Below are 25,925 nucleotides of genomic sequence, written 5' to 3' on the forward strand. Positions count from 1 at the left end.
AGATTGCACCACAGGGCGGCAGCGTGCCGGGCGGGTTCCGTGAATGTCCCGAAAGCGCGTGGGCTGCCGGCCCAGCCGTCGTCAGAGGGCGATGCCGACGTACTTCGTCTCGAGGTACTCGTCGATGCCCTCGAAGCCGCCCTCACGCCCGACCCCGGACGCCTTGACGCCGCCGAAGGGGGCGGCCGGGTTGGAGACGATGCCCTGGTTGACGCCGACCATGCCGTACTCGAGCGCCTCGCTCATCGTGATGGCCCGCGAGAGGTCCTGGGTGAAGAGGTAGGCGACGAGGCCGTACTCGGTGTCGTTGGCCAGGCGGATGGCCTCGGCGTCGGTGCGGAAGGTCGTGACGGGCGCGACCGGTCCGAAGATCTCCTCGCGGGCCATGTCGGCGTCGGTCGGCACGTCCGCGAGCACGGTCGGCTCGTAGAACCAGCCGGCACCCTTCGGGGCCGAGCCGCCGACGAGGACCTTCGCGCCCTTGGCGACGGCGTCGTCGACGAGGGCCGACACCTTGTCGCGGGCCTTCTCGTCGACGAGGGGGCCGACGTCGACGCCCTTCTTCGTGCCCTTGCCGAGCGTCAGCGCACCCATCCGGCGGGCCAGCTTGGCGCTGAACTCGTCGGCGAGCGACTCGTGGACGTAGAAGCGGTTGGCGGCGGTGCACGCCTCGCCCATGTTGCGCATCTTGGCGAGCATCGCGCCGTCGACGGCCCGGTCGACGTCGGCGTCCTCGAAGACGAGGAACGGGGCGTTGCCGCCGAGCTCCATCGAGACCCGCAGGATGCCCTGCGAGGCCTGCTCCATGAGCGAGCGGCCCACGGGCGTCGAGCCGGTGAAGGTCAGCTTGCGCAGGCGCGGGTCACGGATGAGCGGCTCCATGACGTCGCCCGTCGTCGCGTGCGTCGTCATGACGACGTTGAGCACGCCGTCGGGCAGCCCGCACTCGCGGAGCAGCTCGGCCAGCGCGAGCATCGTCAGCGGCGTCTGGCTGGCCGGCTTGACGACCATCGTGCAGCCGGCCGCGATGGCCGGGCCGATCTTGCGGGTGCCCATCGCGAGCGGGAAGTTCCACGGCGTGATCATCAGCGTCGGGCCGACGGGCTGCTTCATCGTCATGAGCCGGGTCGCCCCGTTGGGAGCCGTCGACCAACGCCCCGAGATGCGCACGGCCTCCTCGGAGAACCAGCGGAAGAACTCCGCACCGTAGGCGACCTCACCACGGCTCTCGGCGAGCGTCTTGCCCATCTCGAGCGTCATGAGCATCGCGAACTCCTCCGCGCGCTCGGTGATCTTCTCGTAGGCCGACCGCAGCAGCTCGCCGCGGTCGCGCGGCGCCGTACGGGCCCAGTCGGCCTGCGCCGCCACGGCGGCGTCGAGGGCGGCCCGGCCGTCGGCGACCGACGCCGCCGCGACGTGGGTCAGCACCCGGCCGCTCGACGGGTCGTCGACCGCGATGGTCTGCCCGTCGCTGCCGTCGCGCCACTGCCCGCCGATGAGCAGGCCCTTGGGCACCGAGTCGATCACTGACTTCTGCGTCACCGCTGCCATGCCTGGAACCCTATTCCTGTCGTCGTGTCCACCGTCGGCCCCCTGTCCCTGCGAGTGCTGCTCAGCGTTCGTCGATGCCCCACGGGGAGCCGTAGCCCTCGGGCTTGGGTGCCGCGAGCAGGTCGAGGAACGGGACGGCGTCGAACGCCTCGGGACCGAGGACGCCGGCCCCCTTCCACGTGCCCCGGGCCAGCAGCTCGAGGGCGACGACGGGGTTGACCGCCGTCTGCCAGACGACGCACTGCGCATCGTAGGCCGCCATCGTCTCGGCGTTGTCGACGACGTGGTAGAGGTACGTGCGCCTGGGTTGACCGTCCTTGCCGGTGCCGGTCACGAAGAGGCCGGCGCACGTCTTGCCCGTCATCCGGGGCCCGATGGTCGCGGGGTCGGGCAGCGCCGCCGCGACGACGTCGCGGGGCGAGACCTGCACGCCCTTGACGGTGATCGGTTCGGTGCGGTCGAGGCCGAGGGTGTTCAGGACCTTGAGGATGGTGATGAACTCGTCGCCGAGGCCGTACTTGAAGGTGACCCGCCTGGCGTCCACCCAGCGCGGCATGAGGAGCACCTCCTCGTGCTCGACGTTGACGCACTCGACCGGCCCGATGCCCTCCGGGAAGTCGAAGACCTCGGGCTCGCTGAAGGGCGCGGTCGTGAACCATCCGCGAACCCTCTCCCAGACCACGGGCGGGTTGAGGCACTCCTCGATCGTCGTCCACATCGAGAAGCTCGGGGCGAAGACCTCGTTGCCGTCCTCGTCGTGCACGACGAGGTTGGCGCCGTCGCGCGTGCCGAGCTCGTCGATCTCGCTGAAGAGGTGGTCGGCGGCGTAGCGGGCGAAGACGTCGGAGAGCCCCGGCTCGACGCCGATGCCGACGAGCGCGAGGCGACCGTCGGCCTCCCACTCCCCTGCCACGGCGAACTGCTCGTCGCCGAGCATGACGCCGACCTTCTCGTAGGGCTGCTCGGGATGCCGCTGCGACAGGCTCATCGCCATGTCGAGGTAGTCGGCCCCGGCGGCCTTGGCGCCCGTGAAGATCGGCATGTTGAACTTCGGGTCGACGGCGTTGAAGACATGGGTCGCCCCGTGCTCGCGTGCGAGCGCCGTCACCGCCTCGGCCGACGAGGCGTCGACCTGGGCCGAGACGAAACGAGCCTCCCCGGGATGACGGCCGGCCACGGCCGCGACGGTGCGCTCGGCACGCGTCACGTCGTAGTCGGCGACGACCCAGCGCTCGAAGAAGCCACGCTCGGCGGCGATGCGCGCGGCGGCGTCACCGACCCCGCCGGAGCCGATCATGAGGACACGCATGGGCGTTCAGGCCACCTGACGGTTGCGCCGCTTGCCGATGACCTGGCCGGTCACGACGAACAACAGGGCGAGGAGGAACATGACGGTGCCGATGACGTACACCTGCACGGGGACGCCGCGGGCCGTCGCACCCCAGACGAACATGGGGAACGTGATGGAGCTCGGGCTCGCGTTGAAGTTGGTGATGATGTAGTCGTCGAAGCTGAGCGAGAACGCGAGCAGGGTGCCCGCGGCGATGCCCGGGGCCGCGAGCGGCAGGGTGACGCGCAGGAACGTCTGGGTCGGGTTGGCACCGAGGTCGGCGGCCGCCTCCTCGAGCTTCGGGTCGAGCGTGGCGACGCGGGCCTTGACCGCCACGACGACGAACGACACGCAGAACATGATGTGCGCGATGAGGATCGCGCCCTCGCCGGAGGGCACGCCCAGTGCGAGGAAGAGGGTCAGCAGGCTCGAGCCCATGACGACCTCGGGCGTGGCCATCGGCATGAAGATGAGCAGGTTGGTCGCCGAGCGGCCCCGGAACCGGTAGCGCCCGAGCGCGAAGGCGATCATGGAGCCGAGGATCGCCGCCGTGATCGACGCGATGAGCCCGATCTGCAGGCTCAGCCCGAGCGACTCGCAGATGCCCTGGGTGCCGCAGGGGTTGGTCCACGCCGCAGTCGAGAACTCGTTGAAGCTGTAGTTGAACTTGCCCTTCGGCTCGTTGAACGAGAAGACCGCCACGACGATGTTGGGCACGAGCATGTAGACGAGGACCGCGAGCGCGGCGAAGGCGATGAGGTGCCTCTTGATCCAGGCCATCACAGCAGTTCCTCCGTTCCGGCCTTGCGGACGTAGATGGTCACCATCGTCACGATGGTCAGGAGCATGATGAACGACAGGGCGGCGGCCAGCGGGTAGTCGAGCACCCGGAGGAACTGCGCGTCGATGACCGACCCGAGCATCGTCGTCTGCGTGTTGCCGAGCAGGCGAGCGTTGATGAAGTCACCGGCCGCAGGGATGAAGGTCAGCAGCGTGCCGGCGACGACGCCCGGCAGTGACAGCGGCCAGGTGACCTTGCGGAACGTCTGCCACGGTGACGCGTAGAGGTCTCCGGCCGCCTCGAGCAGCCGAGGGTCGAGCCGCTCGAGCGAGGTGTAGAGCGGCAGGATCATGAAGGGCAGGAAGTTGTAGGTCAGGCCCATGATCACCGCGAACTGCGAGAACAGCAGCGAGTCGTTGCTCGTCAGGCCCACGGCCTGCAGCAGGTCGGTGATGTGCAGCTTGCGCGCCCACTGCGTGATGAACCAGTCGTCGGACAGGATCGTGCGCCAGGCCAGCGTGCGGATGAGGAAGCTCGTGAAGAACGGGGCGACGACGAGCACGAGGACGACGTTCTTCCAGCGTCCGGCCTTCTGCGCGATGAAGTACGCCAACGGGTAGCCGAGCAGCAGCGCGAGCACCGTCGCGGACCCCGCGTAGAGCAGCGACCGGACCATCTGCGGCCAGTACTGCTGGAAGGCGTCGACGTAGATGCCGACGTTGCCCGTGAACACGTAGCCGTCGTCGACGTTCCCCTCCTGCAGGGACTGCGACCCGAGGGTGATCATCGGCAGGACGAAGAACACGACGAGCCACAGCATCCCGGGCAGGAGCAGGGCGTACGGCACCCAGTTGCGCCGCTTGCGCGGCTCGGCCAGGGGTCCGGCCGCCCGTGGCGTGCTCGGCGACGCGCTCGTGGGCGCGGTCGGCAGGACCCCGGACTCAGCCATGCTCGTCCACCAGCTCCGCACCGGCCTCGGCGTCCTGCGACGCGTCGAGGGCGAACCCGTGCGCCGCGGCCCACGACACGGTGACGGTCTCCCCGAGCGTGGCCCGCGCTGTGCCGTCGTTCTGCTGGACGACGGTCAGCTCCTGGCGCCAGGGCATCTCGACGATGTACTGCGTGGCCACGCCGGTGAAGGAGACGTCGCGCACGATGCCGCGCAGCCGGTTGGGACCACCGGCCTCGCCGAGACGCAGCTTCTCCGGGCGCACGCCGAGCCACACGTCGGTCACGCCGTCGGGCAGGTGCTCACGGGACACCTCGAGCTCGGTGTCGTGGCTGCGCACGCGGACCACGCCGTCGTCGGACGGCCCCCCGAGCACCTGGGCCCTCAGCAGGTTGGACTGGCCCAGGAAGTTCGCGACGAAGGTCGACCGCGGCATCTCGTAGAGCGTCGCCGGGTCACCGAGCTGCTCCAGCCGCCCGGCGTTCATCACGGCGATCCGGTCGGCCATCGTCATGGCCTCCTCCTGGTCGTGCGTGACGTGGATGAACGTCAGCCCGACCTCCTGCTGGATCCGCTTCAGCTCGATCTGCATCTGGCGTCGCAGCTTGAGGTCGAGCGCCCCGAGCGGCTCGTCGAGGAGGAGCACGTCCGGGCGGTTGACGAGGGCACGCGCGAGCGCGACGCGCTGCTGCATGCCACCGGAGAGCTGGGTCGGACGCTTGTCGCCGACCTGGGCCAGCTGCACCAGCTCGAGCGTCTCCTGCGCCTTGCGCTTGGCGTCCTTGTCGCCCCGGCGCTTCAGGCCGAACATGACGTTGTCGATGACCGTCATGTGCGGGAAGAGCGCGTAGGACTGGAACACGGTGTTGACGTTGCGCTGGTAGGCCTTGGTGTCGGTGATGTCCTTCTCACCGATGCGGATCCGCCCGCTCGTCGGCGCGTCGAGCCCCGCGATCATCCGCAGCGTCGTCGTCTTGCCACAGCCCGACGGGCCGAGCAGGGCGAAGAACGATCCCGCCTCGATGGTGAGGTCGAGCGGCTGCACCGCCGTGAACGACCCGTACGACTTCGTGAGCGCGACCAGCGAGAGGTCGCCCTTGCTCGTGTCCACCGTCAGCCGGCCGTGATCGACGCGTACATCTTGGAGTACTTCGTCTCCTCGGCGGGGCTGAGGCCGCGGAACACCTGGGCCCGGGCCAGCACGTCCGCCGGCGGGACGATGAGCGGGTTGGAGGCCAGTGACTCGTCGATCTTCACCAGCTCCTCCTTGGTCCCCGCGACGGGCGCGATGTAGTTGACGTAGGCCTCGACCTGGGCCATGACGGCGGGGTCGTAGTAGTAGTCGATGAGCTTCTCGGCGTTCTTCTTGTGCTTGGCCAGCGCCGGGATGACGAAGTTGTCGGACCAGAGCGTGAAGCCCTTCTGGGGCAGCGTGTACTGGATGTTGGGGTCGGCGAACTGGAGCTGGACGACGTCGCCGGTCCAGGCCACGCAGGCGGCGATGTCGCCCTTGGCGAGCCCGTCGGTGTACTCGTTGCCGGTGAAGCCCTTGATCTGGCCGGCGTCCTTGGCCTGCTGGATGACGTCGATCGCGGCCTGGAAGTCGGCGTCGGTGAACTTCGAGATGTCCTTGCCCTGCTCCATCATCACGAGGCCGACGGTGTCGCGCATCTCGGTCAGCAGCGTCACCTTGCCCTTGAGCGACGGGTCGGTGAGCAGCTGGGTGATCGTCTCGATCTTCTTGCCGCCGGTGGCCTTGAGGTTGTAGCCGATGCCGGCGAAGCCGCTCTGCCACGGCAGCGAGTAGAGCCGGCCGGGGTCGAACTCGACCTCCTGGAGGGAGGCATCGAGATTCTTGGCGTTCGGGATGTTGGCGAGGTCGAGCTTCTGGACGTAGCCCTGGCGGATGAGGCGGGCGACCATCCAGTCGGTGCTGCACCAGACGTCACGGCCGGTGTCCTTGCCGCCGTCGAGGAGCGGACGCACCTTGGCGTAGAACTCGTCGTTGTCGAGGTAGTCCTCGGAGTAGTTGACCTTGATGCCGGTCTGCTTCGTGAACGCCTCGAGGGTCGGCCGGGACTTGGTCTTGTCGTTGACGTCGATGTACTCGGTCCAGTTCGACCAGTTGATGATCTTCTCGCTGTCGGACATGTCGGTGGCGGCTGCCGCGGTCTTCTTCGCCGCGCCCGTGCCGGCAGCACCCGATGTCGGGTTCTTCCCCGCTGAGCCGCAGGCGGCAAGGAAGGCCGCCGCGCTGACGCCGGCCGCGCCCATCATGGCCGATCGCCGGCTGACGAGACCGCGGATGAGGGCGGCGCGCAGGATCGGGTTGTCCTTGTCGAAGGAGCTCTCGTTCATGGGTTCATCTCCAGGGGTTTCGTGGGGGTCTGGTGGTGGAGGGGATCAACGCTGACCCGAGACAGTGCTGCTGTTGGATACCTTGTGCGACAGACGAGTACGCGCCGTCCGGAACGGACGGCGCGTGAGCTCATGAGTCGATGTTGGCCATGACGTGCTTGATGCGGGTGTAGTCCTCGAGCCCGTACATGGACAGGTCCTTGCCGTAGCCGCTGTGCTTGAAACCCCCGTGCGGCATCTCGGCGACGACCGGGATGTGGGTGTTGATCCAGACGCACCCGAAGTCGAGCCGCTTGCTCATGCGCATGGCCTTGCCGAAGTCGCGCGTCCACACCGACGACGCGAGGCCGTACTGCACGCCGTTGGCCCACGCGAGCGCCTCGGCCTCGTCGCTGAACTGCTGCACCGTGATGACGGGTCCGAAGATCTCGTTCTGGATCTGCTCGTCGTCCTGGCGCAGGCCGGCGAGCACGGTGGGCTCGAAGAAGTAGCCCTCGCCGAGGCCCTCGGCGCGACGGCCGCCGGCCTCGATGCGGGCATGGTCGGGCAGGCGGTCGATCATGCCGCCGACGTGGGCGACCTGGTTCGGGTTGTTGACGGGGCCGAAGAGGGCGTCGGGGTCGTCGGGCATGCCGACCTTGGCCGAGCCCTTGGCGTACTCGGCGAGCGCGGCGACGAAGTCGTCGTGGATGCGGGGGCCGGCGAGGACACGCGTCGCGGCGGTGCAGTCCTGCCCGGCGTTGAAGTAGCCACCGATGGCGATGCCCTCCACGGCGGCCTCGATGTCGGCGTCGTCGAAGACGATGACCGGCGCCTTGCCGCCGAGCTCGAGGTGGACGCGCTTGAGATCGCGCGACGCGCTCTCGGCGACCTGCATGCCGGCACGCACCGAGCCGGTGATGGCGACGAGGGCAGGCGTGCGGTGCTCGACGAGCATGCGGCCGGTCTCGCGGTCGCCGGTGATGACGTTGAAGGTGCCCTCGGGCAGGAACTCCGAGGCGAGCTCGGCGAGGAGCAGGGTCGTCTCGGGGGTCGTGTCGGAGGGCTTGAGGACGATGGTGTTGCCAGCGGCGAGCGCCGGGGCGATCTTCCACATCGCCATCATCATCGGGTAGTTCCACGGCGTCACCTGGCCGACGACGCCGATCGGCTCGCGGCGGACGAAGGACGTGTGGCCCTTCATGTACTCCCCCGCCGACTTGCCCTCGAGCACCCGCGCGGCGCCGGCGAAGAAGCGCAGCTGGTCGAGCATCGGAGGGATCTCCTCGCTCTGCGTCAGCGCGTGCGGCTTGCCGGTGTTCTCACCCTCGAGGCGGATGAAGTCGTCGGCCCGGGCCTCGATGGCGTCGGCGAACTTCAGCAGGGCGGCCTGCCGCTCGCCGGGGGTCGTGTGGCCCCACGTCTCGAACGCGGTGGCCGCCGCGGCATACGCCCGGTCGACGTCCGCCTGGGAGCTGACGGGGGCCGTGGCCACGACCTGTGCGGTGGACGGGTCGACGACGTCGGTCGTCGCGTCGGCGTCGGGGTCGACGTACTGGCCACCGATGAAGTTGCGGAGCTGGCGCGGCTGCGAAGTCATGCGGGAATGCTAAACACATACCTTCGCAATCGTGAAGACTTGTCGAGATAAATCTTCGGAATCAGTTGCGCGGGGACTTGCCAACAGCGCGTTCCACAGGTCAGTATCGCCCCATGACGACGATCCGAGGTGTGGCCAACACCGGGGGAAACGGGGCCAAGAAACCCTCGGTCAATCTCGACGACGTGAGCAAGACCATCATCGAGCTCCTCCAGCACGACGGGCGCAAGTCCTACGCATCCATCGCCCAGGAGGTCGGGCTCTCCGAGGCCGCGGTGCGCCAGCGTGTGCAGCGACTCCTCGACGCCGACGTCATGCAGATCGTCGCCGTGACGGACCCGCTGCAGGTCGGCTTCCAGCGCCAGGCGATGGTCGGGCTGCGGGTGTCGGGAGACATGACGTCGGTCGCCGACGCGCTGACCGACATGGAAGAGGTCTCCTACGTCGTCACGACGGCGGGGAGCTTCGACGTCCTGGCCGAGGTCGTCTGCGAGAACGACACCCACCTGCTCGAGCTGCTCACGACCCGCATCCGCCCGCTCCCGGGCGTCACGGCGACCGAGACGTTCGTCTACCTGAAACTCAACAAACAGCTCTACAACTGGGGTACACGATGAGCATCAACCCGAACGAGGTCTGGGAACCCACCTCGGACCACCGCACGCCGATGGGCACCCTCCACTCCGAGGCCGCCCGCGACCACCTGTGGATGCACTTCACGCGCCACTCGGTGTTCGAGGACCGCACCGAGGGCGGCCTCGGCCACACCGTGCCGATCATCACCAAGGGCCAGGGCTGGAAGATCTGGGACGACCGCGGCAACGAGTACATCGACGGACTCGCCGGCCTCTTCGTCGTCCAGGCCGGCCACGGCCGTGAGGAGCTCGCCGAGGCGGCCGCCAGGCAGGCCAAGGAGCTCGCGTTCTTCCCGCTGTGGAGCTACGCGCACCCCAAGGCGATCGAGCTCGCCGAGCGGCTCGCGAGCCACGCCCCCGGCGACCTCAACCGGGTCTTCTTCACGACGGGTGGCGGCGAGGCCGTCGAGACCGCCTGGAAGCTCGCGAAGCAGTACTTCAAGCTGACCGGCAAGCCGACGAAGCACAAGGTCATCTCCCGCGCCGTCGCCTACCACGGCACCCCCCAGGGCGCCCTGTCGATCACCGGCATCCCCGCGGCCAAGGAGATGTTCGAGCCGCTCGTGCCCGGTGCGCACAAGGTCCCGAACACCAACCTCTACCGCGCCCCCGAGCACCTGCAGGGTGACGAGAAGGCCTTCGGCCGCTGGGCCGCCGACCGCATCGCCGAGGCCATCGAGTTCGAGGGCCCCGACACCGTGGCAGCCGTCTTCCTCGAGCCGGTGCAGAACTCCGGTGGCTGCTTCCCGCCGCCCGCCGGCTACTTCGAGCGGGTCCGCGAGATCTGCGACGAGTACGACGTGCTCCTCGTCTCCGACGAGGTCATCTGCAGCTTCGGCCGCATCGGCTCGATGTTCGCGTGCGACGACTTCGGCTACGTGCCCGACATCATCACGTGCGCCAAGGGCATGACGAGCGGCTACTCCCCCATCGGCGCGATGATCGCGAGCGACCGGCTCTTCGAGCCGTTCAAGACGGGCACGACCTACTTCCCGCACGGCTACACCTTCGGTGGCCACCCGGTCTCCGCCGCGGTCGCGATGGCCAACCTCGACATCTTCGAGCGCGAGGGCCTCAACGACCGGGTCAAGCAGAACGCCCCGATCTTCAAGGCGACGCTCGACAAGCTGCTCGACCTGCCCCTCGTCGGTGACGTCCGCGGCGCCGGCTACTTCTACGGCATCGAGCTCGTCAAGGACAAGGCCACCCGGGAGACGTTCAACGACGCCGAGTCCGAGCGGCTGCTGCGCGGCTTCCTCTCCAAGGCGCTCTTCGACGCCGGCCTCTACTGCCGCGCCGACGACCGCGGCGACCCCGTCATCCAGCTCGCGCCGCCGCTCATCATGGGCCCCGAGCAGTTCGACGACATCGAGTCGCGGCTGCGCTCGGTGCTCACGGAGGCCGAGAACCACCTCTGACCCCAGCCTTCCCGACTCCGTGCGTATGCCGTGGGGGTGTCGCCGGCCACGAAGCCACCCGTTCGCGGGTGGCTTCGTGCGTGTGTGGGCTCGGACCGTCCGGAACGCTGGTCCGTGCCGTTCGTTGGGGTAGGTATCCGACGAGTGCGACGCCGACGCACCGCCGACGAAGGAGAAGACATGGGATTCCTCGACAAGCTCCTGGGCCGTGAGCCCCTCCAGCAGCAGCAGCGGGCCCAGCAGCCGCCCACGGGAGCGCCGTATGCCGTCCCGCCGCCGCGCGGAGGCGCGTCGTCCGAGGACGAGCGGGCCATCGCCCGCTACAAGTACCTGCTGCGCACCGCGCCGCCGGAGGACATCGAGAGGGTGCACACCGAGGCCTTCGCCAAGCTCTCCCCCGAGCAGCGCCAGATGGTCCTCCAGCGCCTCAACGAGGACCTCCCCGAGGGTGAGCGCCCGCGCAGCGACCAGCCGGCTGACCTCGCCCGCAGCGCGACCCGCGCCGAGATGAGCCGTCCCGGCTACCTCCAGGGCGCCTTCGGCGGGGGCCGAGGCGGCATGGGCGGTGGCATGCGCGGTGGCATGGGCATGGGCGGCATGATCGCGGGCTCGATGCTCGGCACCATCGCGGGTGTCGTCGTCGGATCAGCGCTCGCCGACATGATGCTCGGGGGCTACGACTCCTCGCCCGAGGCCCAGGAGGCCGGCGACGCGAACGCCGACGCGGGCGACAGCGGCGATGCAGGAGACGCGGGAGGCGACACGGGCGATGCCGGCGGTGACGCGGGCGGCGACGGCGGCGGCTCGGACTTCGGCGACTTCGGTGGCGGGGGCGACTTCGGTGGTGGCGACTTCGGCGGCGGTGGGGACTTCGGGGGTTTCTGACCCACTCCGTAGCCAGGATCGCCGCGCGGCGTTCGGTTCCCGTGGTCCACGACGCGTTAGTGGCAACGGAACCGGGCGCCGCGCGTCTGTGCGCCGACACGCCCCCGGTGTCGGGTTCGTCCAAGACGGGGACGGTCGGCACGAGCGATGCTGACCTCTCACCGTCACCGACGAAAGGGATCCCGATGGCCATCGCCGCCCTCAAGATGCTCACCCTCGACAGCTCGGACGCGCGCCGCGACGCCACGTTCTGGTCGACCGTGCTCGGCTGGGAGGTCGCGCACGCGCAGGACGAGTACGCCATGCTCACCGGCCCCGGTGGCGTCGCCCTGGGCCTCGGACTCGTCGACGACCACGAACCGCCGGCGTGGCCGAACGAGCGCGGCACCAAGCAGTTCCACCTCGACCTCGCCGTCGACGACCTCGACGCGGCGGCCGCAGAGTGCGTGGCGGCCGGCGCGACGCTGCCCCACGAGCAGCCGGGCGAGACGTGGCGCGTGCTGCTCGACCCGAGCGGTCACCCCTTCTGCCTCACCCAGGCCGCCAACTGGGGCTGACGCCCCCAACCATCACTCGAGTGAGCGCTCCGTCCGACACCGGTGGGACGGAGCGCTCGCTGGACGGGGACGGGGGCGGTCAGACGCCGACGAGCCAGTGGAAGAGGGCGGCGATCCCGAGGATCACCGGGACCGATGCGAAGGTGCTGACGAAGATGACGTCACGGGCGAGGTTGACCTCGCGTCGGTAGCGGACGGCATACGTGAAGATGTTCTGCGCCGTCGGGAGGGCCGCCGTCACGACGACGGCGAAGAGCGCCTCGCCCCGTAGCCCCAGCGCCAGGCCGACGCCGAGCGCGATGGCCGGCATGAGGAGGGTCTTGAGGACGACGATCGTCCACACGTGCTCGGCGGTGCGCCCGGTCGCCGGGCGCGGTCCGCGCCGCAGCGAGATGCCGAAGGCGACGAGCATCGACGGCACGGCCATCGCGCCGAGCAGGTCGATGGGCGCCGCGATGACGCGTGGGAGGTGGATGTCGAAGACGGCGATGAGCAGGCCCGCCACCGCACCGAGGGTGATCGGGTTGCTGAACATCCGGCGCAGGCTGCGGCCGAGGGTCGGGCGCTCGCCACGGGCGTCGCTGTCGAACAGCGCCATGTAGACCGGTGTGATGATGAGCAGCTGCATGAGCAGCGTCGGCGCCACCCACGCGACGTCGCCGAGGACGTAGAGCGCGATCGGGATGCCGAGGTTGCCCGCGTTGACGTATGCCGCCGAGAGGCTGCCGATGAGCCGTGACCCGAGCGTCCCTCCCGCCCAACGGAACCGGGCGATGAACAGGTAGAGCCCGACGACGATCGCAAAGCTGATGAGCGACGTGACGAGGTTGGCCGACAGGACGGCGTCGAGCGAGGTGCGCTGCATCACGGTGAGCAGCAGCGCCGGCGAGGCGACGTGGAAGGCGAGGCGCGAGAGGTTGACCTGGGCCGAGTCGTCGAGCACCCGACGGTCGGCGAGGAGCCAACCGACCGCGACGATGATCGCGATCGTCGCGAACCCCTCGAGCACGCCGACCATGCCGCCGATCCTGTCAGCCGCGGCCGATGCGACGTCGCCCGGGTCCGCTCCTCGGCCACCCGGCCGGGGCAGGATGGGGCACATGGAGATCGAGACGCTCGACGAGCTGGACGACCACCTCGCCTCCGACGGACCGCTGCGCGGACTGCGGCTCCAGGACCTCGACCTCACCGGCTACGGCGACCGACTCGCGGCCCGCGGAGACCTGACCGGCCTCGTCGTGCTCGGGGGCACGGTGCCGGTCCGGGTGGCCGAGATGCTGCTGACCCGGGGCGCGATCCTCTTCCCCGGCATCGCCGACGCCCCGGTCGACCCGTGGCGCGGCCTCTACTTCCCGACCGACCTCTACGCCGGTCTCGAGCACGGCTACGCGGCGACGCCCGACGCGAAGGCGTACGCGTGGTTCGTCGACGCGCGGCTGCGCACCGACGCGTACGCCACCCTCGTCCGCGCGATCCACGACGACTCGGTGACGGACGAGCTCGACGAGTTCGTCCAGGGGCGATCGGTCGTCGGGATCATGGGCGGCCATGCGCTGCAACGGGACTCAGCGGCATACGCCGGCGCTGCAGGGCTGGGGCACACGCTCGCCGAGGAGGGACACCTCGTCGCGACCGGTGGCGGTCCGGGGGCGATGGAGGCCGCCAACCTCGGCGCGCTGTGCCGGAGCGCAGCCGCCGTCGAGGAGGCCGTCGGTCTCATTGCGAGCGTCCCGGGCTTCCGGCCCGACGTGACGGCGTGGGCCACGACAGCGCTCGCCGCACGGCACGACATCGTCGGGGACGAGCTCCAGGCGCCGTCCGAGACGCTGGGCCCGTCGGCCCGGTCGCTCGGCATCCCGACGTGGTTCTACGGTCACGAGCCGCCCAACGTCTTCTGCGACGTCATCGCGAAGTACTTCTCCAACGCGATCCGCGAGGAGGGCCTGCTCGCCCGGTCGAACGCCGGGATCGTCGTGCTCGACGGGGCGGCCGGCACGGTGCAGGAGATCTTCCAGGCCGTGACGCCGCTCTACTACGCCCCCGAGGGCGCTCCCCTGCCTCCCCTCGTCCTCGTCGGGCGCGAGCACTGGACCGAGCGCGTCCCGGTCTGGCCGGCCCTGCGCGCCATCGCCGCCGGTCGCCCGATGGAGGCGGCGGTCCACCTCGTCGACTCCGTCGACGAGGTCCTCCCCCTCCTGGAAACCCCAGCTCCCTGACTCCCTAGCCTCGGCTCCCTGACCGAACGCAGCGTTCGGTGCCGAACGCGCTGTTGGAACAGTGAGCTCGAGACCGAACGCTGCGTTCGGTGCAGGAGGGGCCTCAGGACGATGGGCCGCGCAGGACGGGGGTCAGGGTCTCGAGGACCGAGGCGTCCTCGATCGTCGCGGGCACGGCCGGCGCCTTGCCGTCGGCCAGCTCACGCATCGTCTTGCGCAGGATCTTGCCCGACCGCGTCTTGGGCAGGCCGGCGACGATGTCGACCTGGTGCAGGGCTGCCACGGCCCCGACCTCTGACCGCACCCGGGCGACGAGCTCGCGCTTGATCCGGTCACCGTCGGCCTCGGCGTCGACGCTCGACTTCAGGACGACGAGCGCGCGCGGCACCTGTCCCTTGAGGTCGTCGTGGACGCCGATCACGGCACACTCGGCGACCGCCTCGTGGCCGGCGAGGGCCGCCTCGAGCGAACCGGTCGAGAGGCGGTGGCCGGCGACGTTGAGGACGTCGTCGGTCCGACCCATGACGTAGAGGTAGCCTTCCTCGTCGAGGTAGCCGCCGTCTCCGGTGAGGTAGTAGCCGGGGTAGGCCGACAGGTAGGAGCTGACGTAGCGGTCGTCGTCGCCCCACAGCGTCGGCAGCGTGCCGGGCGGCATCGGCAGCTTGATGCAGATGGCACCCTCGGTGCCGGCCTCGACCTGCTCGCCCGTCGCGTCGAGCACCCGCACGTCGTAGCCCGGCACGGCAACCGTGGGCGAGCCGGCCTTGACCGGCAGCAGCCCGATCCCCACGGGGTTGCTGGCGATCGGCCACCCAGTCTCGGTCTGCCACCAGTTGTCGATGACCGGCTTGCCGAGCGCGGCGGAGGCCCACTCGTACGTGTCGGGGTCGAGCCGCTCTCCGGCGAGGAAGAGGGCGCGGAAGCGGGAGAGGTCGTGCTCGGCGACCTTGGACGCCGTCGAGTCGTCCTTCTTGATGGCGCGGAAGGCCGTCGGTGCGGTGAACATGCAGACGGCGCCGTACTCCGCGATGACCCTCCAGAACGCACCGGCGTCGGGGGTCCCCACGGGCTTGCCCTCGTAGAGCACCGTCGTGGCGCCCGTCAGCAGGGGCGCGTAGACGATGTAGGAGTGCCCGACGACCCAACCGACGTCGCTCGCGGTGAACATCGTCTCGCCCGGGGCGACGTCGTAGAGGTTGGCCATCGACCACCGCAGGGCCACCGCATAGCCACCGCAGTCGCGGTAGATGCCCTTCGGCTTCCCCGTCGTCCCGGACGTGTAGAGGATGTAGAGCGGGTCGGTGGCTGCGACCGTGACGCACTCGCTGCCCTCGCTGGCCGCGTCGCCGGACTCGAAGTCGGCCCAGTCGATGTCGCGCTCGCCGAGCTCGGCGACGAGCTGCTCGCGCTGGAGCACGACGCAGCGCTCGGGCTGGTGCGCAGAGCGGCGGATGGCCTCGTCGAGGAACGGCTTGTAGGGCACGACGCGGCTCGGCTCGACGCCGCACGACGCCGACAGCACGACCTTCGGCGCGGCGTCGTCGATGCGCGCGGCGAGCTCCTGCGGGGCGAAGCCGCCGAAGACGACGGAGTGGATGGCACCGATGCGGGCGCACGCGAGCATCGCGATGACGGCCTCGGGGACCATCGGCATGTAGATGACGACCCGGTCGCCCTTGCCGACGCCGAGCCCACGCAGCCCACCGGCCACCGCGCGCACCCGCTCGAGCAGGACGGCATACGTCAGCGTGCTCTTCGTGCCCGTCACCGGCGAGTCGTAGTGGATCGCGGGCTGCTCGCCGCGCCCCGCGGCCACGTGGCGGTCGACGGCGTTGAAGCAGACGTTGAGCTCGGCGTCGGGATACCACCGGTAGAACGGCGGTCTCGAGTCGTCGAGGATGCGCGTCGGCGGCGTCACCCAGTCGATGCCTTCCGCGGCCGCACGCCAGAACCCTTCCGGGTCGCGCAGGCTGTCGTCGTGGATGCGGTGGTATGCCGTCGAAGCGCCGTCGCTCATGGCCTCACTGTGCCGCCGGTGGCGCCGCCGCGCCAGAGTCGGTGCGCCGAGGTGACGCATCTGACAGACGAGCGGTCGTGATCGCGACGCACATCACGGCGGCGACGAGGCACAGCGCGCCGGCGACGTACCAGGCGAGGTCGTAGGTGCCGAGCTGGTCGCGGACGAGACCCGCACCGAGGGCCGCTGCGGCGGCCCCGATCTGGTGCGAGGCGAAGACCCAGCCGAAGACGATCGGCGCGCGCTCGCCGTACGCACTGCGACACAGGGCGATCGTCGGGGGCACCGTCGCGACCCAGTCGAGGCCGTAGAAGAGGACGAACGCGAGCATGTTGACGTGCATCGAGTCGCTGAAGAGCGCCGGCAGCAGGAAGAGCGAGCCGCCGCGCAGCGTGTAGTAGGCCGCGAGCAGGATCCGTGGGTCGACCCGGTCGGTGAGCCAGCCGGAGAAGACGGTGCCGACGATGTCGAAGACGCCGACGAGGGCGAGGAGGCCTGCGGCGGTCGTCGTCGGCATGCCGTGGTCGTGGGCGGCCGGGATGAAGTGCGTGCCGACGAGGCCGTTCGTCGAGGCACCGCAGACGGCGAAGCTGCCGGCGAGCAGCCAGAACACCTTGGTGCGCGCCGCGTCACGCAGGGTCGCGAGGGCCAGGTGCGCCGGGTGGCCCGTCGGCCGAGGCGGACGACCGACCGGGGTGCCGGCCGGGGCGCCGTAGGCCGTGATGCCGAGGACGCTCGGGTGGTCGTGCAGCTTCCAGAGCACGAGCGGGACGACGGTCAGGGCGGCGGCCGAGGTGACGATCGCCGCGGTGCGCCAGCCGTGGTTCTCGGCGAGCCACGCGAGGACGGGCAGGAAGATGAGCTGGCCCGTGGCACCCGCAGCCGTGAGCACGCCGGTGACGAGGCCGCGTCGCTCGACGAACCAGCGCCCCGTGACGGTCGCGACGAGGCTCATCGCCATGGCGCCGGTGCCGAGGCCGACGACGATCCCCCAGCACAGGACGAGCTGCCACGAGGCCGTCATCCAGATCGGCAGGAGGGAACCGACGCTGACGAGCACGAGGGCGACGGCGACGACCCGCTGGATGCCGAGGCGCTCCATCAGGGCCGCCGAGAACGGTGCCGCGAGCCCGAAGAGGACGAGGTTGACCGACACGGCGCCACCGATGACGCCCATCGGCCAGCCGAACTCCTCGTGGAGCGGCGTCATGAGCACGCCCGGCGTCGAACGGAAGCCGGCCGCGCCGATGATCGTCAGGAAGGTGACGGCGGCGACCCACCAGGCCGGGTGGATCCGGTGGCCGGATCGGCCCGGAGTGACGGCATGGTCGGGTGTGGCGTCGTCGGGGACGTCGGCGCGGCGGTCGGTCAGGCTCACGGACCCACTGTGCGGGATCGGAGTCCGTCACGACGAGTGGCCAGAAGGACATGATGTGCAAAGATCTGGCCATGACCGCAGCTCTCCCGCGACCGCACCGCGTGGCCGTCCTCGCCCTCGACGGCGTCGTGGCGTTCGAGCTCGGGCTGCCACACCGCTTCTTCAGCGCGAGCGCCCTCGACCCCGGCTGGCCCGGCCGCCTCACCGGCGCTCCCCCGCCCTACGAGGTGTCGATGTGCACGCTCGACGACGGACCCGTCATGACGTCGGCCGGCTATGCCGCTCTGCCGACCCACCCGAACTCCATTGTCGCGCAAGCTGACACGGTCGTCGTTCCGGGCATCACGAACACCCCCATCGTCACGCGGGGCGAGCTGCCCGCCGACCTCGTCGCGCTCGCCGGCAGGGCCCGCCCCGACGCGCGGTGGCTCTCGATCTGCACGGGCGCCTTCGTCCTCGCGGGCCTCGGCAAGCTCGACGGCCGCGAGGCGACGACGCACTGGGTCTACGAGGACCTTTTCCGCCGCCACTTCCCCGCCGTCCACCTCGACCCCGACGTGCTCTACGTCGACCACGGCGACGTCCTCACCTCCGCCGGCAACGCCGCGGGCATCGACCTGCTGCTCCACGTGCTGCGCAGCGACCTCGGCACCGAGGCCGCGAACCGGGTCGCGCGTGGCGCCGTCGTCGCGCCCTGGCGGGCGGGCGGGCAGGCCCAGTTCATCGAGCGACCCGTGCCCGACGCGTCCGACGCGGGCACCGGGTCGACACGGACGTGGGCCCTCGAGCACCTCGACGAGCCGATCGGCCTGGCCGACCTGGCCCGGCACGCCGGGACGAGCGTGCGCACGTTCACCCGCCGCTTCCGGGAGGAGACGGGCGAGACGGCGGGCACGTGGCTCGCGCGGGCTCGCGTCGACCGAGCCCGACACCTGCTCGAGACGACCGACCTGCCCGTCGACCGTGTGGCCGCCGCGGCCGGCTTCGGCACGAGCGCCTCGCTGCGCCAGCACCTCGCGGCCGCCGTGGGACTCTCGCCCCTCGCCTACCGTCGCACCTACCGGGCGGAGCCGGCCTGAACGGCCACGCCCGCGCCGGCCGGGCCCGAGCGGGCCGCAGCACCCGGCATACGACCCCTCGTCACGTCGCGAGGGGCAGGTGCGGGTGCTTCGGCGAGCGGCCCTGGAACGACAGGATCGCCGGGTTCTGGATCTCGCCGTCCCGGATCTCGATCGCCCGCCGGACGGTCGAGTTGGCGTCCCAGGCCTCGGGCCCGCCCATGACCGTCGGCAGGAAGGGCAGCAGCGCCTCGCTGATCTCCCACGTGGCGGCGTCCCAGAGGTAGGACGGGCTGTGGTCGACGGCGTAGTAGAGCACGTGGTCGCCGACGAGGAAGGTGGGGTCGGTGAAGGTCGTCGGCTTCGCCCAGCTGAAACCCATGCCCTCGTCGCACGACACGTCGATGACGATGCTGCCCGGCGTCATCCGCTTGAGGTCGTCGTCCGTCATGAACGTGATCGGGGCGTCGGTGTCCTGGAGCACGCAGTTGACGACGATGTCGTGCTCGGCGAGGAACTCCCCGAGGGCCACCGGGCCGTCCTCGGTGACCGCGTGGCTGACGCGCGCCGTCGTGTCGTCGGTGTCGAAGTGCACGATCCGGGCCGAGTGGATCGGCGAGGCGACAGCCGCCTTCTGGCGGTGGGTCAGCACGTCGACGTCGCCGATCCCGAGCGCGTTGAGCGCGGTGACCGCCCCGCGGGCCGTGGCGCCGAACCCGATGACGACCGCACGGCGCTGGGGACCGTAGTCACCGGTGATCCCCGCGATCTGGAGGGCGTGGAGCACCGAGCAGTAGCCGGCGAGCTCGTTGTTCTTGTGGAAGACGTGGAGGCTGAACGAGCCGTCCTTGTTCCAGTGGTTCATCGCCTCGAAGGCGATGAGCGTCAGCTTCCGGTCGATGGCGACCTGCGTCAGCTCGGCGTCCTGCACGCAGTGCGGCCAGCCCCAGAGCACCTGCCCGACCCGCAGGGCCGAGATGTCACTGAGCAGGGGCTTCGGCGCGAGGATGACGTCGCACTGCGCGACGAGCTCCTCGCGGCTGAGGAACCCGCCGACGTAGCGCTCGAGCTGGTCGTCGGACACGCCGTGTCGATCGCCGTAGCCGGTCTCGAGGAAGATCCGCTCGCGCAGCTCCTCGGGGATGCGGTCGACGTGCTTGGGGTGCAGTGGCAGCCGGTGCTCGTTCTCCTTGAGGGACCGGGCCATGACGCCGAGGCTGAGCTGGACCATGCGAGGACCTCCTGGTGGGCCGCCCCGTGCTCTGCCCGGCGACTCGTCACCAGTGCCCGAGCCGGGCACGACCCCGCCAGCGTACGCGGGTGAGCCGGTTGACGCGCCGAGCCGGCCGCAGGCCCCGTCACGTCGTCGAGTCGACGGGTCAGGCGGTCGACGCGGCGAGCTGGCCGCAGGCCCCGTCGATGTCCTGGCCACGGGTGTCGCGGATCGTCGTCGGGATGCCGTGGGCACGCAGGCGCTCGACGAAGTTCTGCTCGACGCCGGGCCGGCTCGCGGTCCACTTCGAGCCGGGCGTCGGGTTGAGCGGGATCGGGTTGACGTGCACCCACCCCCGGCCCCGCCGGTTGAGCTTCTCGCCGAGCAGGTCGGCGCGCCAGCCCTGGTCGTTGATGTCGCGGATCAGGGCGTACTCGATGGACACGCGACGGCCGGTCGCCTCGAAGTAGCGGTAGGCGGCGTCGAGCGCCTCGTCGACGGACCACCGGGTGTTGATCGGCACGAGCTCGTTGCGCAGCTCGTCGTCCGGGGCGTGCAGGGAGAGGGCGAGGGTCACCGGGATGCCCTCGGCCGTCAGCTTGTCGATGCCGGGGACGAGCCCGACCGTCGACATCGTGATGCCGCGGGCCGACATGCCGAGGCCGTCGGGCGCGGGGTCGGTGAGCCGGCGGATCGCACCGATGGACGCCTTGTAGTTGGCGAGGGCCTCGCCCATGCCCATGAAGACGACGTTGCTGACGCGCAGCGGCGCCTCGCGGTCGTCGTCACCGCCCCCGGCGAGCTCACCCCGTCGCAGCGCCCGGGCCGCCCAGACGACCTGCTCGACGATCTCGCCGGCGGACATGTTGCGGGTCAGGCCGGCCTGGCCGGTCGCGCAGAACGGGCAGTTCATGCCGCAGCCGGCCTGGCTCGAGATGCAGATGGTGACGCGCTTGGGGTAGCGCATCAGCACGGACTCGACGATCGCGCCGTCGTGCAGCCGCCACGCGTACTTCATCGTCTGGCCGTCGTCGGCGACGCGCTGGACGATCGGCGTCAGCAGCGTCGGGAGCAGGCCTGCGACGAGCTCGGACCGCACGGCCTTCGGCAGGTCGGTCATCTGCTCGGGGTCGTCCTCGAGCCGCTCGAAATAGTGGGTCGAGAGCTGCTTGGCCCGGAAACCCTTGTGCCCCAACGACTCCACGGCCTCTTTGCGCTCGGCCGGCGTGAAGTCGGCGAGGTGCCGCGGCGGTTTGCCGCGACGGGGCGCCTGGAAGGTCAGCTGCCCCGGCACGGGGCGGGCGGTCGTCGGCTCGGCCAGCACGACGGGCGCCGGCACGGACGCGGGCTCAGTAGCGGACTCGGAGGCGGACTCGGAGGCGGGGGCTGGGGTGTCGGTCATCTCCCCTCCAGTCTCTCAGGTGGAGTCAAAACGGGTCGGCCCGGCGCCGTGGCCGGCACCGAGGGCGTATGCCGCCCTCCCGCAGCCGGTGCCCACGCCCAGGGTCACGCCTGGTTCACGTCGGCGGTCTCGAAGGGTCACGCCTGCGCGCGCTGCTCGCTGACCGCGTTGCCGCCGTCGACGACGAGGACCTGGCCCGTGACGTAGGACGCCTCACGGCTGGCGAGGAAGGCGATGGCCGCGGCCACCTCGTCGGCGCTGCCTGAGCGACCGAGCGGTGTGGCCCGCCCGTCGCGCGCCTCCTCGTCGGTCTGGGAGCCGGTGGCGACCCAGCCCGGGGCGACAGCGTTGACCGTGGTGCCGTGCGGGCCCTCGTCGACCGCGAGGGCCCGGGCGAGCCCGACGAGCGCGGCCTTGGCCGTGGCGTAGGCGACCTCGCCCCGCATCGCCATGACGCCGCCGGTGACGCTGCTCACGAGCACGAGCCGGCCTGCCCCGGACACCCGAAGGTGCGGCAGGGCGGCCCGGCTCACGAGATAGGCGGTGTCGAGGTTGCGGGCGAGCGAGCCTCGCCAGCGCGACGGGTCGGTGGACCCCAGGTCTCCGCCGAGCGGGTCGGGGTCGGCGGCGCTCGTCATGCCGGCGTTGTTGACGACGACGTCGAGGCGAGCGTGCTCCGCGAGGCAGGCGGCCACGAGCGCTCCGGCCTCGAGCTCCCGGGTCAGGTCGCCGACGTGGCCACTGGCCGTCACGCCGTCGCGACGGAGCTCGGCGACGCGCTCGTGCACCCGGTCGGTCGTGGCCGCGACGACGACGGCGGCACCGAGCCGACCGAGCATCCGTGCGGTGGCGAAGCCGATGCCGCTCGCGCTTCCGGCACCCGTCACGAGCACGACCCGGCCGGTCTGGTCGAAAGGCACGGCCTCGGAGCCGGACGCCCGGTCCGCGGCCACCCGCTCCGCGACCACCCGGTCAGCCCGGCTTGGCGGCGAGGAGCGTCAGCACGGCCCAGACGATGGGGGCCACGACGACGAGCGAGTCGAGCCGGTCCATGACACCGCCGTGACCGGGAAGGACGTTGGACATGTCCTTGATGCCGAGGTCCCGCTTGATGAGCGACTCCATGAGGTCGCCGACCGTCGCAGCGACGGCCACCCCGACACCCAGCGCGATCCCGATGACCCACGAGTGGTCGAGCAGGAAGTGGACGGTGAGCGAGCCGGCGACGACGCACAGCAGCACCGAGCCCGCGAAGCCCTCCCACGACTTCTTGGGGCTGATGGTGGGCGCCATGGGGTGCTTGCCGAAGAGGACGCCCGCGGCGTACCCGCCGACGTCGCTGCACACGGTCGTGATGAGGAAGACGAAGAGACGAGCGACGCCGTCCTCGGGTGCGAGCAGGAGGATGGCGAAGCCGACGAGGAAGGTCGGATAGGTGGCGATGAAGATGCCGCCGAGGACGTCGCGCCCGGCTCCGTCAAGGCGGCCGGTGCCGCGCCAGAGCACGACGGCGAGGCACGTCAGCGACCAGGCCACGACGAGACCGGCAGGCCCGTGGACGAAGGCCGCCCACAGCATGACGACCATGCCCACGACCGGTGGGACGAGCGGAGCCCGGACCGCTGCGTGCCGCAGGGCCGCCCGCAGCTCCCAGATGCCCACGGCCACGGCGAGCGCGACGAGGACGATGAACGACTCCTTGCGGATGAGCAGGGTCGCGACGATGAGCGCTCCGAGGCCGACACCCACCCCGATGGCCGCGGGCAGGTTGCGTCCCGCGCGGCTCTGCTTCTGCTCGATGACCTCCTCGGCGGGGAGGCCGGCGAGCTCGTCGAGCGCAGGGTCGTAGGGGACGGGCTCGAGCGGCCCGGCCCCGCCGTCGCCGGCCTGGGCCGCGGGTGCGGGGTCCACGGGGTCCGACGGGGAGTCAGTCGTCATCATCGGTCGAGCATCGAGGTCACACCTCGAGCAGCTCGGCCTCCTTGGCCTTGACGAGTCCTTCGACGAGGTCGGTGTGCTTCTTGGTCAGGCCGTCGAGCTCCTTCTCGGCACGCGACCCGTCGTCCTCGCCCACCTCGCCGTCCTTGACGAGCTTGTCGAGGTCGGTCTTGGCCTTGCGACGGATGTTGCGCACCGAGACCCGTGCCTCTTCGGCCTTGTGGTTGGCGAGCTTGATGTACTCGCGGCGGCGCTCCTCGGTCAGCTCCGGCATGACGCAGCGGATCTGGTTGCCGTCGCTGCTCGGGTTGACGCCGAGGTCGGAGTCGCGGATGGCGCGCTCGATCTCGTGCATCGCCGACTTGTCGAACGGGATGACGAGGATCGTACGGGGCTCGGGGTTCTGGAACGAGGCGAGCTGCTGCAGCGGGGTCGGCGCGCCGTAGTACTCGACCGTGAGCTTGTTGAACAGGCCCGGGTTGGCGCGCCCGGTGCGGATGCCCGCGAAGTCCTCCTTGAGGACCTCGACGGCCTTGTCCATCTTCTCCTCGGCCTCGAACATCGTCTCTTCGATCATGGCTCTGGCTTCCTCGTCCCTCGTTCGTGGGGTGCTGCGGGGGTGCTGCGGGGGTGGTGCAGGGTGACAGGTGGTTCGGGTGCTTCGCGGTGGTCGTGCTCGCGCGCGGCAGGTGCCGTGGCGCTCAGGCGTTGGTGACCAGCGTGCCGATCTTCTCACCGAGCAGGGCGCGCGTGATGTTGCCCGCGCCTTCCATGCCGAAGACGACCATGGGCAGCTTGTTCTCCATGCAGAGGCTGAAGGCCGCCGCGTCGACGACCTTGAGCCCCTCGACGATGGCGTCCTGGAACGTGACCGTCTCGAGCTTCTTGGCGTCGGGGTTGGTACGCGGGTCGGCGTCGTAGACACCGTCGACGCCGTTCTTGGCGATGAGCACGGCGTCGCACTTGATCTCGAGGGCGCGCTGGGCGCTGACCGTGTCGGTGGAGAAGAACGGCATGCCGGCGCCGGCGCCGAAGATGACGACGCGGTGCTTCTCGAGGTGGCGGATGGCCCGGCGCGGGATGTACGGCTCGGCGACCTGCTGCATGGCGATCGCGGACTGCACCCGGGTCTCGATGCCCTCCTTCTCGAGGAAGTCCTGCAGGGCGAGGCAGTTCATGACGGTGCCGAGCATGCCCATGTAGTCGGCACGCGTGCGGTCCATGCCGCGCTGCTGGAGCTCGGCGCCGCGGAAGAAGTTGCCGCCGCCGATGACGACGGCGACCTCGACGCCCCCGCGCACGGCGTCGGCGATCTGCTTGGCGATGCCGGAGACGACGGCCGGGTCGAGGCCGATGCTCCCGCCCCCGAACACCTCACCGGAGAGCTTGAGAAGGACCCGGTGGAAGGGGGTTGTCTGGGCGTCGGTCATGGCGCAGGGCCTCCTCGTGGGCAGCGTTCCGGCGGTCGGTCGATCTTTCCACATCCGGCGGACATCGGCCGCATCGGGTTCAGGCGGTTCGGACGTCGGACAGCAGGCCCGGTAGCACGGCCGCGAGGCGGGCGTAGTCGTCCTCGTCGTTGTACGGCGCGGCGGCCAGCCGCACGTAGCCGCGCCCCTCGAAGGCCACGGGCGGCACGACGAGCCCGACGGCATACAACCGCTGCCACAGGGCCTCGGCGTCCTCGGTCGTCGTCGCCACCCCGTCGGGCAGCGCGACGAGGCGTAGGCACGGGGCGGAGGGTATGCCGCCGTGCGGGCCGTCCGTGCCGAGTGCGTCCCGCACGAGCTCGGCCCCGCGCAGGAGCAGGTCGGCGTTGCACCGGACCTGCTCCCAGCCACCGAGGGCGGCCCAGGCGGCCAGGCCGTCGGGCACGGCCACCCACGACGAGTGGTCGACGGTGCCCTGGAGGTCGAAGCGCTCGGGGAAGGGCAGCCCGTGGCTCCACGAGGTGACGAGCGGACGCATCGCGTCGCGGTGCTCGGGAGCCACCCAGAGCGTGGCGGCGGCGCGCGGCGTGTAGGCCCACTTGTGCAGGTTGCCCGCCCAGAACGCCACCCCGAGAGCCTCGACGTCGAGGTCCGGCAGGGCTCCGGGCACGTGGGCGGCGTCGACGAGAACCGGGACGGGTGCGACGGCGGCTGCCACCTCGGCGACCGGGAGGACGAGGGCCGTCGGGGAGGTGATCTGGTCGATGACGACGAGGCGGGTGCGGTCGGTCACGGTGGCCGCGAAGGCCGCCACGACGTCGTCCGGGTCGCTGTCGACGCCGAAGACCGCCGTCCGCAGCGTCGCACCGCGCGCCTCGGCGGACCAGCCGGCCGTGAGGTAGCCGTGGTTGCCGACGACGACGTCGTCACCGGGGCCGATGCCGAGACCCTGGAGCACGACCCCGACCGCCTCGGTGACGTTGCGCACGAGGGCGGTCGACCCTGCCGGCACGCCGAGGAAGGTCGCGGCCGCCTCGCGGGCACCCGAGAGCGTCGCGGGGAGCTCGTCGCGGAAGGCCCGCATCGGCGCCCCCTCGATGCGGGCCCGGGCGCGGTCCTGCGCCTCGCGGACCGATCGGGGCACCGCCCCGAACGCACCGTGGTTGAGGTGGGTCAGGGCCGGGTCGAGCTCGAACAGGTCGGCGATGTCGCGGCGCACCCGGACATCCT

Annotated in this window: 23 protein-coding genes; 6 read left to right on the plus strand and 17 right to left on the minus strand. The window is 70.6% G+C overall.

Annotated features, from left to right (window positions below; translation table 11 throughout):
* Nucleotides 1-81 precede the first annotated feature (81 nt).
* From ASH01_RS00325 to ASH01_RS00355, 7 genes are all read right to left on the minus strand, one after another.
* On the minus strand, nt 82-1,551 hold the full coding sequence (locus ASH01_RS00325; protein WP_056769972.1) for an NAD-dependent succinate-semialdehyde dehydrogenase: 1,470 nt from the start codon (nt 1,549-1,551) through the stop codon (nt 82-84).
* A 61-nt stretch (nt 1,552-1,612) separates the two neighbouring features.
* Nucleotides 1,613-2,860 carry a saccharopine dehydrogenase family protein gene (locus ASH01_RS00330; RefSeq protein WP_056769973.1) on the minus strand — a complete coding sequence of 416 codons (1,248 nt, stop codon included), beginning with the start codon at nt 2,858-2,860 and terminating at the stop codon, nt 1,613-1,615.
* 6 nt (nt 2,861-2,866) lie between these two features.
* Nucleotides 2,867-3,661 carry an ABC transporter permease gene (locus tag ASH01_RS00335; RefSeq protein ID WP_020142720.1) on the minus strand — a complete coding sequence of 265 codons (795 nt, stop codon included), beginning with the start codon at nt 3,659-3,661 and terminating at the stop codon, nt 2,867-2,869.
* A complete protein-coding gene (locus tag ASH01_RS00340; RefSeq protein ID WP_200959028.1) occupies nt 3,661-4,611 on the minus strand; it encodes an ABC transporter permease in 951 nt (316 codons plus the stop codon). The genes ASH01_RS00335 and ASH01_RS00340 overlap by 1 nt, the downstream gene beginning before the upstream one ends.
* Nucleotides 4,604-5,728: an ABC transporter ATP-binding protein gene (locus tag ASH01_RS00345; protein ID WP_056772413.1), complete on the minus strand. Its 1,125-nt coding sequence runs from the start codon at nt 5,726-5,728 to the stop codon at nt 4,604-4,606. Before ASH01_RS00345 ends, ASH01_RS00340 begins: the two co-directional genes overlap by 8 nt.
* Nucleotides 5,725-6,969, minus strand: a complete 1,245-nt coding sequence (locus ASH01_RS00350; protein ID WP_056769975.1) for a polyamine ABC transporter substrate-binding protein — start codon at nt 6,967-6,969, stop codon at nt 5,725-5,727. The genes ASH01_RS00345 and ASH01_RS00350 overlap by 4 nt, the downstream gene beginning before the upstream one ends.
* A gap of 130 nt (nt 6,970-7,099) precedes the next feature.
* A complete protein-coding gene (locus ASH01_RS00355) occupies nt 7,100-8,548 on the minus strand; it encodes a gamma-aminobutyraldehyde dehydrogenase (RefSeq protein WP_056769978.1) in 1,449 nt (482 codons plus the stop codon).
* A 113-nt stretch (nt 8,549-8,661) separates the two neighbouring features.
* Between ASH01_RS00355 and ASH01_RS00360 the strand changes: the two genes are divergently transcribed.
* The 4 genes from ASH01_RS00360 to ASH01_RS00375 all read left to right on the plus strand — a co-directional run bounded on the left by ASH01_RS00360 (nt 8,662) and on the right by ASH01_RS00375 (nt 12,043).
* Nucleotides 8,662-9,165, plus strand: a complete 504-nt coding sequence (locus ASH01_RS00360; RefSeq protein WP_020142725.1) for an Lrp/AsnC family transcriptional regulator — start codon at nt 8,662-8,664, stop codon at nt 9,163-9,165.
* Nucleotides 9,162-10,601: an aspartate aminotransferase family protein gene (locus ASH01_RS00365; protein ID WP_200961735.1), complete on the plus strand. Its 1,440-nt coding sequence runs from the start codon at nt 9,162-9,164 to the stop codon at nt 10,599-10,601. Before ASH01_RS00360 ends, ASH01_RS00365 begins: the two co-directional genes overlap by 4 nt.
* A 180-nt stretch (nt 10,602-10,781) precedes the next feature.
* Nucleotides 10,782-11,486, plus strand: a complete 705-nt coding sequence (locus ASH01_RS00370; RefSeq protein ID WP_056769981.1) for a hypothetical protein — start codon at nt 10,782-10,784, stop codon at nt 11,484-11,486.
* Nucleotides 11,487-11,671: 185 nt separating this feature from the next.
* A complete protein-coding gene (locus ASH01_RS00375) occupies nt 11,672-12,043 on the plus strand; it encodes a VOC family protein (RefSeq protein ID WP_056769984.1) in 372 nt (123 codons plus the stop codon).
* Nucleotides 12,044-12,122: 79 nt separating this feature from the next.
* Here ASH01_RS00375 and ASH01_RS00380 read toward each other — a convergent pair whose 3' ends face one another.
* Nucleotides 12,123-13,061, minus strand: coding sequence for an AEC family transporter (locus ASH01_RS00380; protein WP_056769989.1), 939 nt, complete (start codon nt 13,059-13,061; stop codon nt 12,123-12,125).
* An 82-nt stretch (nt 13,062-13,143) separates the two neighbouring features.
* On the opposite strand from ASH01_RS00380, the gene ASH01_RS00385 reads away from it, so the two are divergent.
* Nucleotides 13,144-14,259 (plus strand): LOG family protein, encoded by a 1,116-nt coding sequence (locus ASH01_RS00385; RefSeq protein ID WP_056769991.1) that lies wholly within the window; start codon nt 13,144-13,146, stop codon nt 14,257-14,259.
* Between the two features lie 103 nt (nt 14,260-14,362).
* On the opposite strand, the gene ASH01_RS00390 is transcribed toward ASH01_RS00385, so the two are convergent.
* Together ASH01_RS00390 and ASH01_RS00395 are read right to left on the minus strand one after the other, a co-directional pair.
* Nucleotides 14,363-16,276, minus strand: a complete 1,914-nt coding sequence (locus ASH01_RS00390) for a propionyl-CoA synthetase (protein WP_056772419.1) — start codon at nt 16,274-16,276, stop codon at nt 14,363-14,365.
* A gap of 4 nt (nt 16,277-16,280) precedes the next feature.
* On the minus strand, nt 16,281-17,654 hold the full coding sequence (locus ASH01_RS00395; protein ID WP_056769995.1) for an MFS transporter: 1,374 nt from the start codon (nt 17,652-17,654) through the stop codon (nt 16,281-16,283).
* Nucleotides 17,655-17,725: 71 nt separating this feature from the next.
* On the opposite strand from ASH01_RS00395, the gene ASH01_RS00400 reads away from it, so the two are divergent.
* Nucleotides 17,726-18,733, plus strand: coding sequence for a GlxA family transcriptional regulator (locus ASH01_RS00400; protein WP_056769998.1), 1,008 nt, complete (start codon nt 17,726-17,728; stop codon nt 18,731-18,733).
* Nucleotides 18,734-18,794: 61 nt separating this feature from the next.
* Here ASH01_RS00400 and ASH01_RS00405 read toward each other — a convergent pair whose 3' ends face one another.
* The 7 genes from ASH01_RS00405 to ASH01_RS00435 form a co-directional block, all read right to left on the minus strand.
* Complete coding sequence (locus ASH01_RS00405) at nt 18,795-19,943, minus strand: N(5)-(carboxyethyl)ornithine synthase (RefSeq protein ID WP_056770001.1); 1,149 nt, start codon at nt 19,941-19,943, stop codon at nt 18,795-18,797.
* 148 nt (nt 19,944-20,091) lie between these two features.
* Nucleotides 20,092-21,327 carry a 23S rRNA (adenine(2503)-C(2))-methyltransferase RlmN gene (gene rlmN, locus ASH01_RS00410; protein WP_082619316.1) on the minus strand — a complete coding sequence of 412 codons (1,236 nt, stop codon included), beginning with the start codon at nt 21,325-21,327 and terminating at the stop codon, nt 20,092-20,094.
* 137 nt (nt 21,328-21,464) lie between these two features.
* Nucleotides 21,465-22,295 (minus strand): SDR family NAD(P)-dependent oxidoreductase, encoded by an 831-nt coding sequence (locus tag ASH01_RS00415; protein WP_235508604.1) that lies wholly within the window; start codon nt 22,293-22,295, stop codon nt 21,465-21,467.
* A gap of 4 nt (nt 22,296-22,299) precedes the next feature.
* A complete protein-coding gene (locus tag ASH01_RS00420; RefSeq protein WP_056770004.1) occupies nt 22,300-23,268 on the minus strand; it encodes a phosphatidate cytidylyltransferase in 969 nt (322 codons plus the stop codon).
* A gap of 16 nt (nt 23,269-23,284) precedes the next feature.
* Complete coding sequence (gene frr, locus ASH01_RS00425) at nt 23,285-23,842, minus strand: ribosome recycling factor (RefSeq protein ID WP_056753911.1); 558 nt, start codon at nt 23,840-23,842, stop codon at nt 23,285-23,287.
* A gap of 124 nt (nt 23,843-23,966) precedes the next feature.
* The gene (pyrH, locus tag ASH01_RS00430; RefSeq protein WP_056770006.1) at nt 23,967-24,695 is read right to left on the minus strand and encodes a UMP kinase; all 729 of its coding nucleotides are present in this window, start codon (nt 24,693-24,695) and stop codon (nt 23,967-23,969) included.
* 79 nt (nt 24,696-24,774) lie between these two features.
* The gene (locus tag ASH01_RS00435) at nt 24,775-25,914 is read right to left on the minus strand and encodes an aminotransferase class V-fold PLP-dependent enzyme (protein ID WP_056770010.1); all 1,140 of its coding nucleotides are present in this window, start codon (nt 25,912-25,914) and stop codon (nt 24,775-24,777) included.
* Between the last annotated feature and the right edge of the window lie 11 nt (nt 25,915-25,925).

The sequence above is a fragment of the Terrabacter sp. Soil811 genome, assembly GCF_001429655.1.
In the GTDB taxonomy this organism is placed as follows: Bacteria; Actinomycetota; Actinomycetes; order Actinomycetales; family Dermatophilaceae; genus Terrabacter.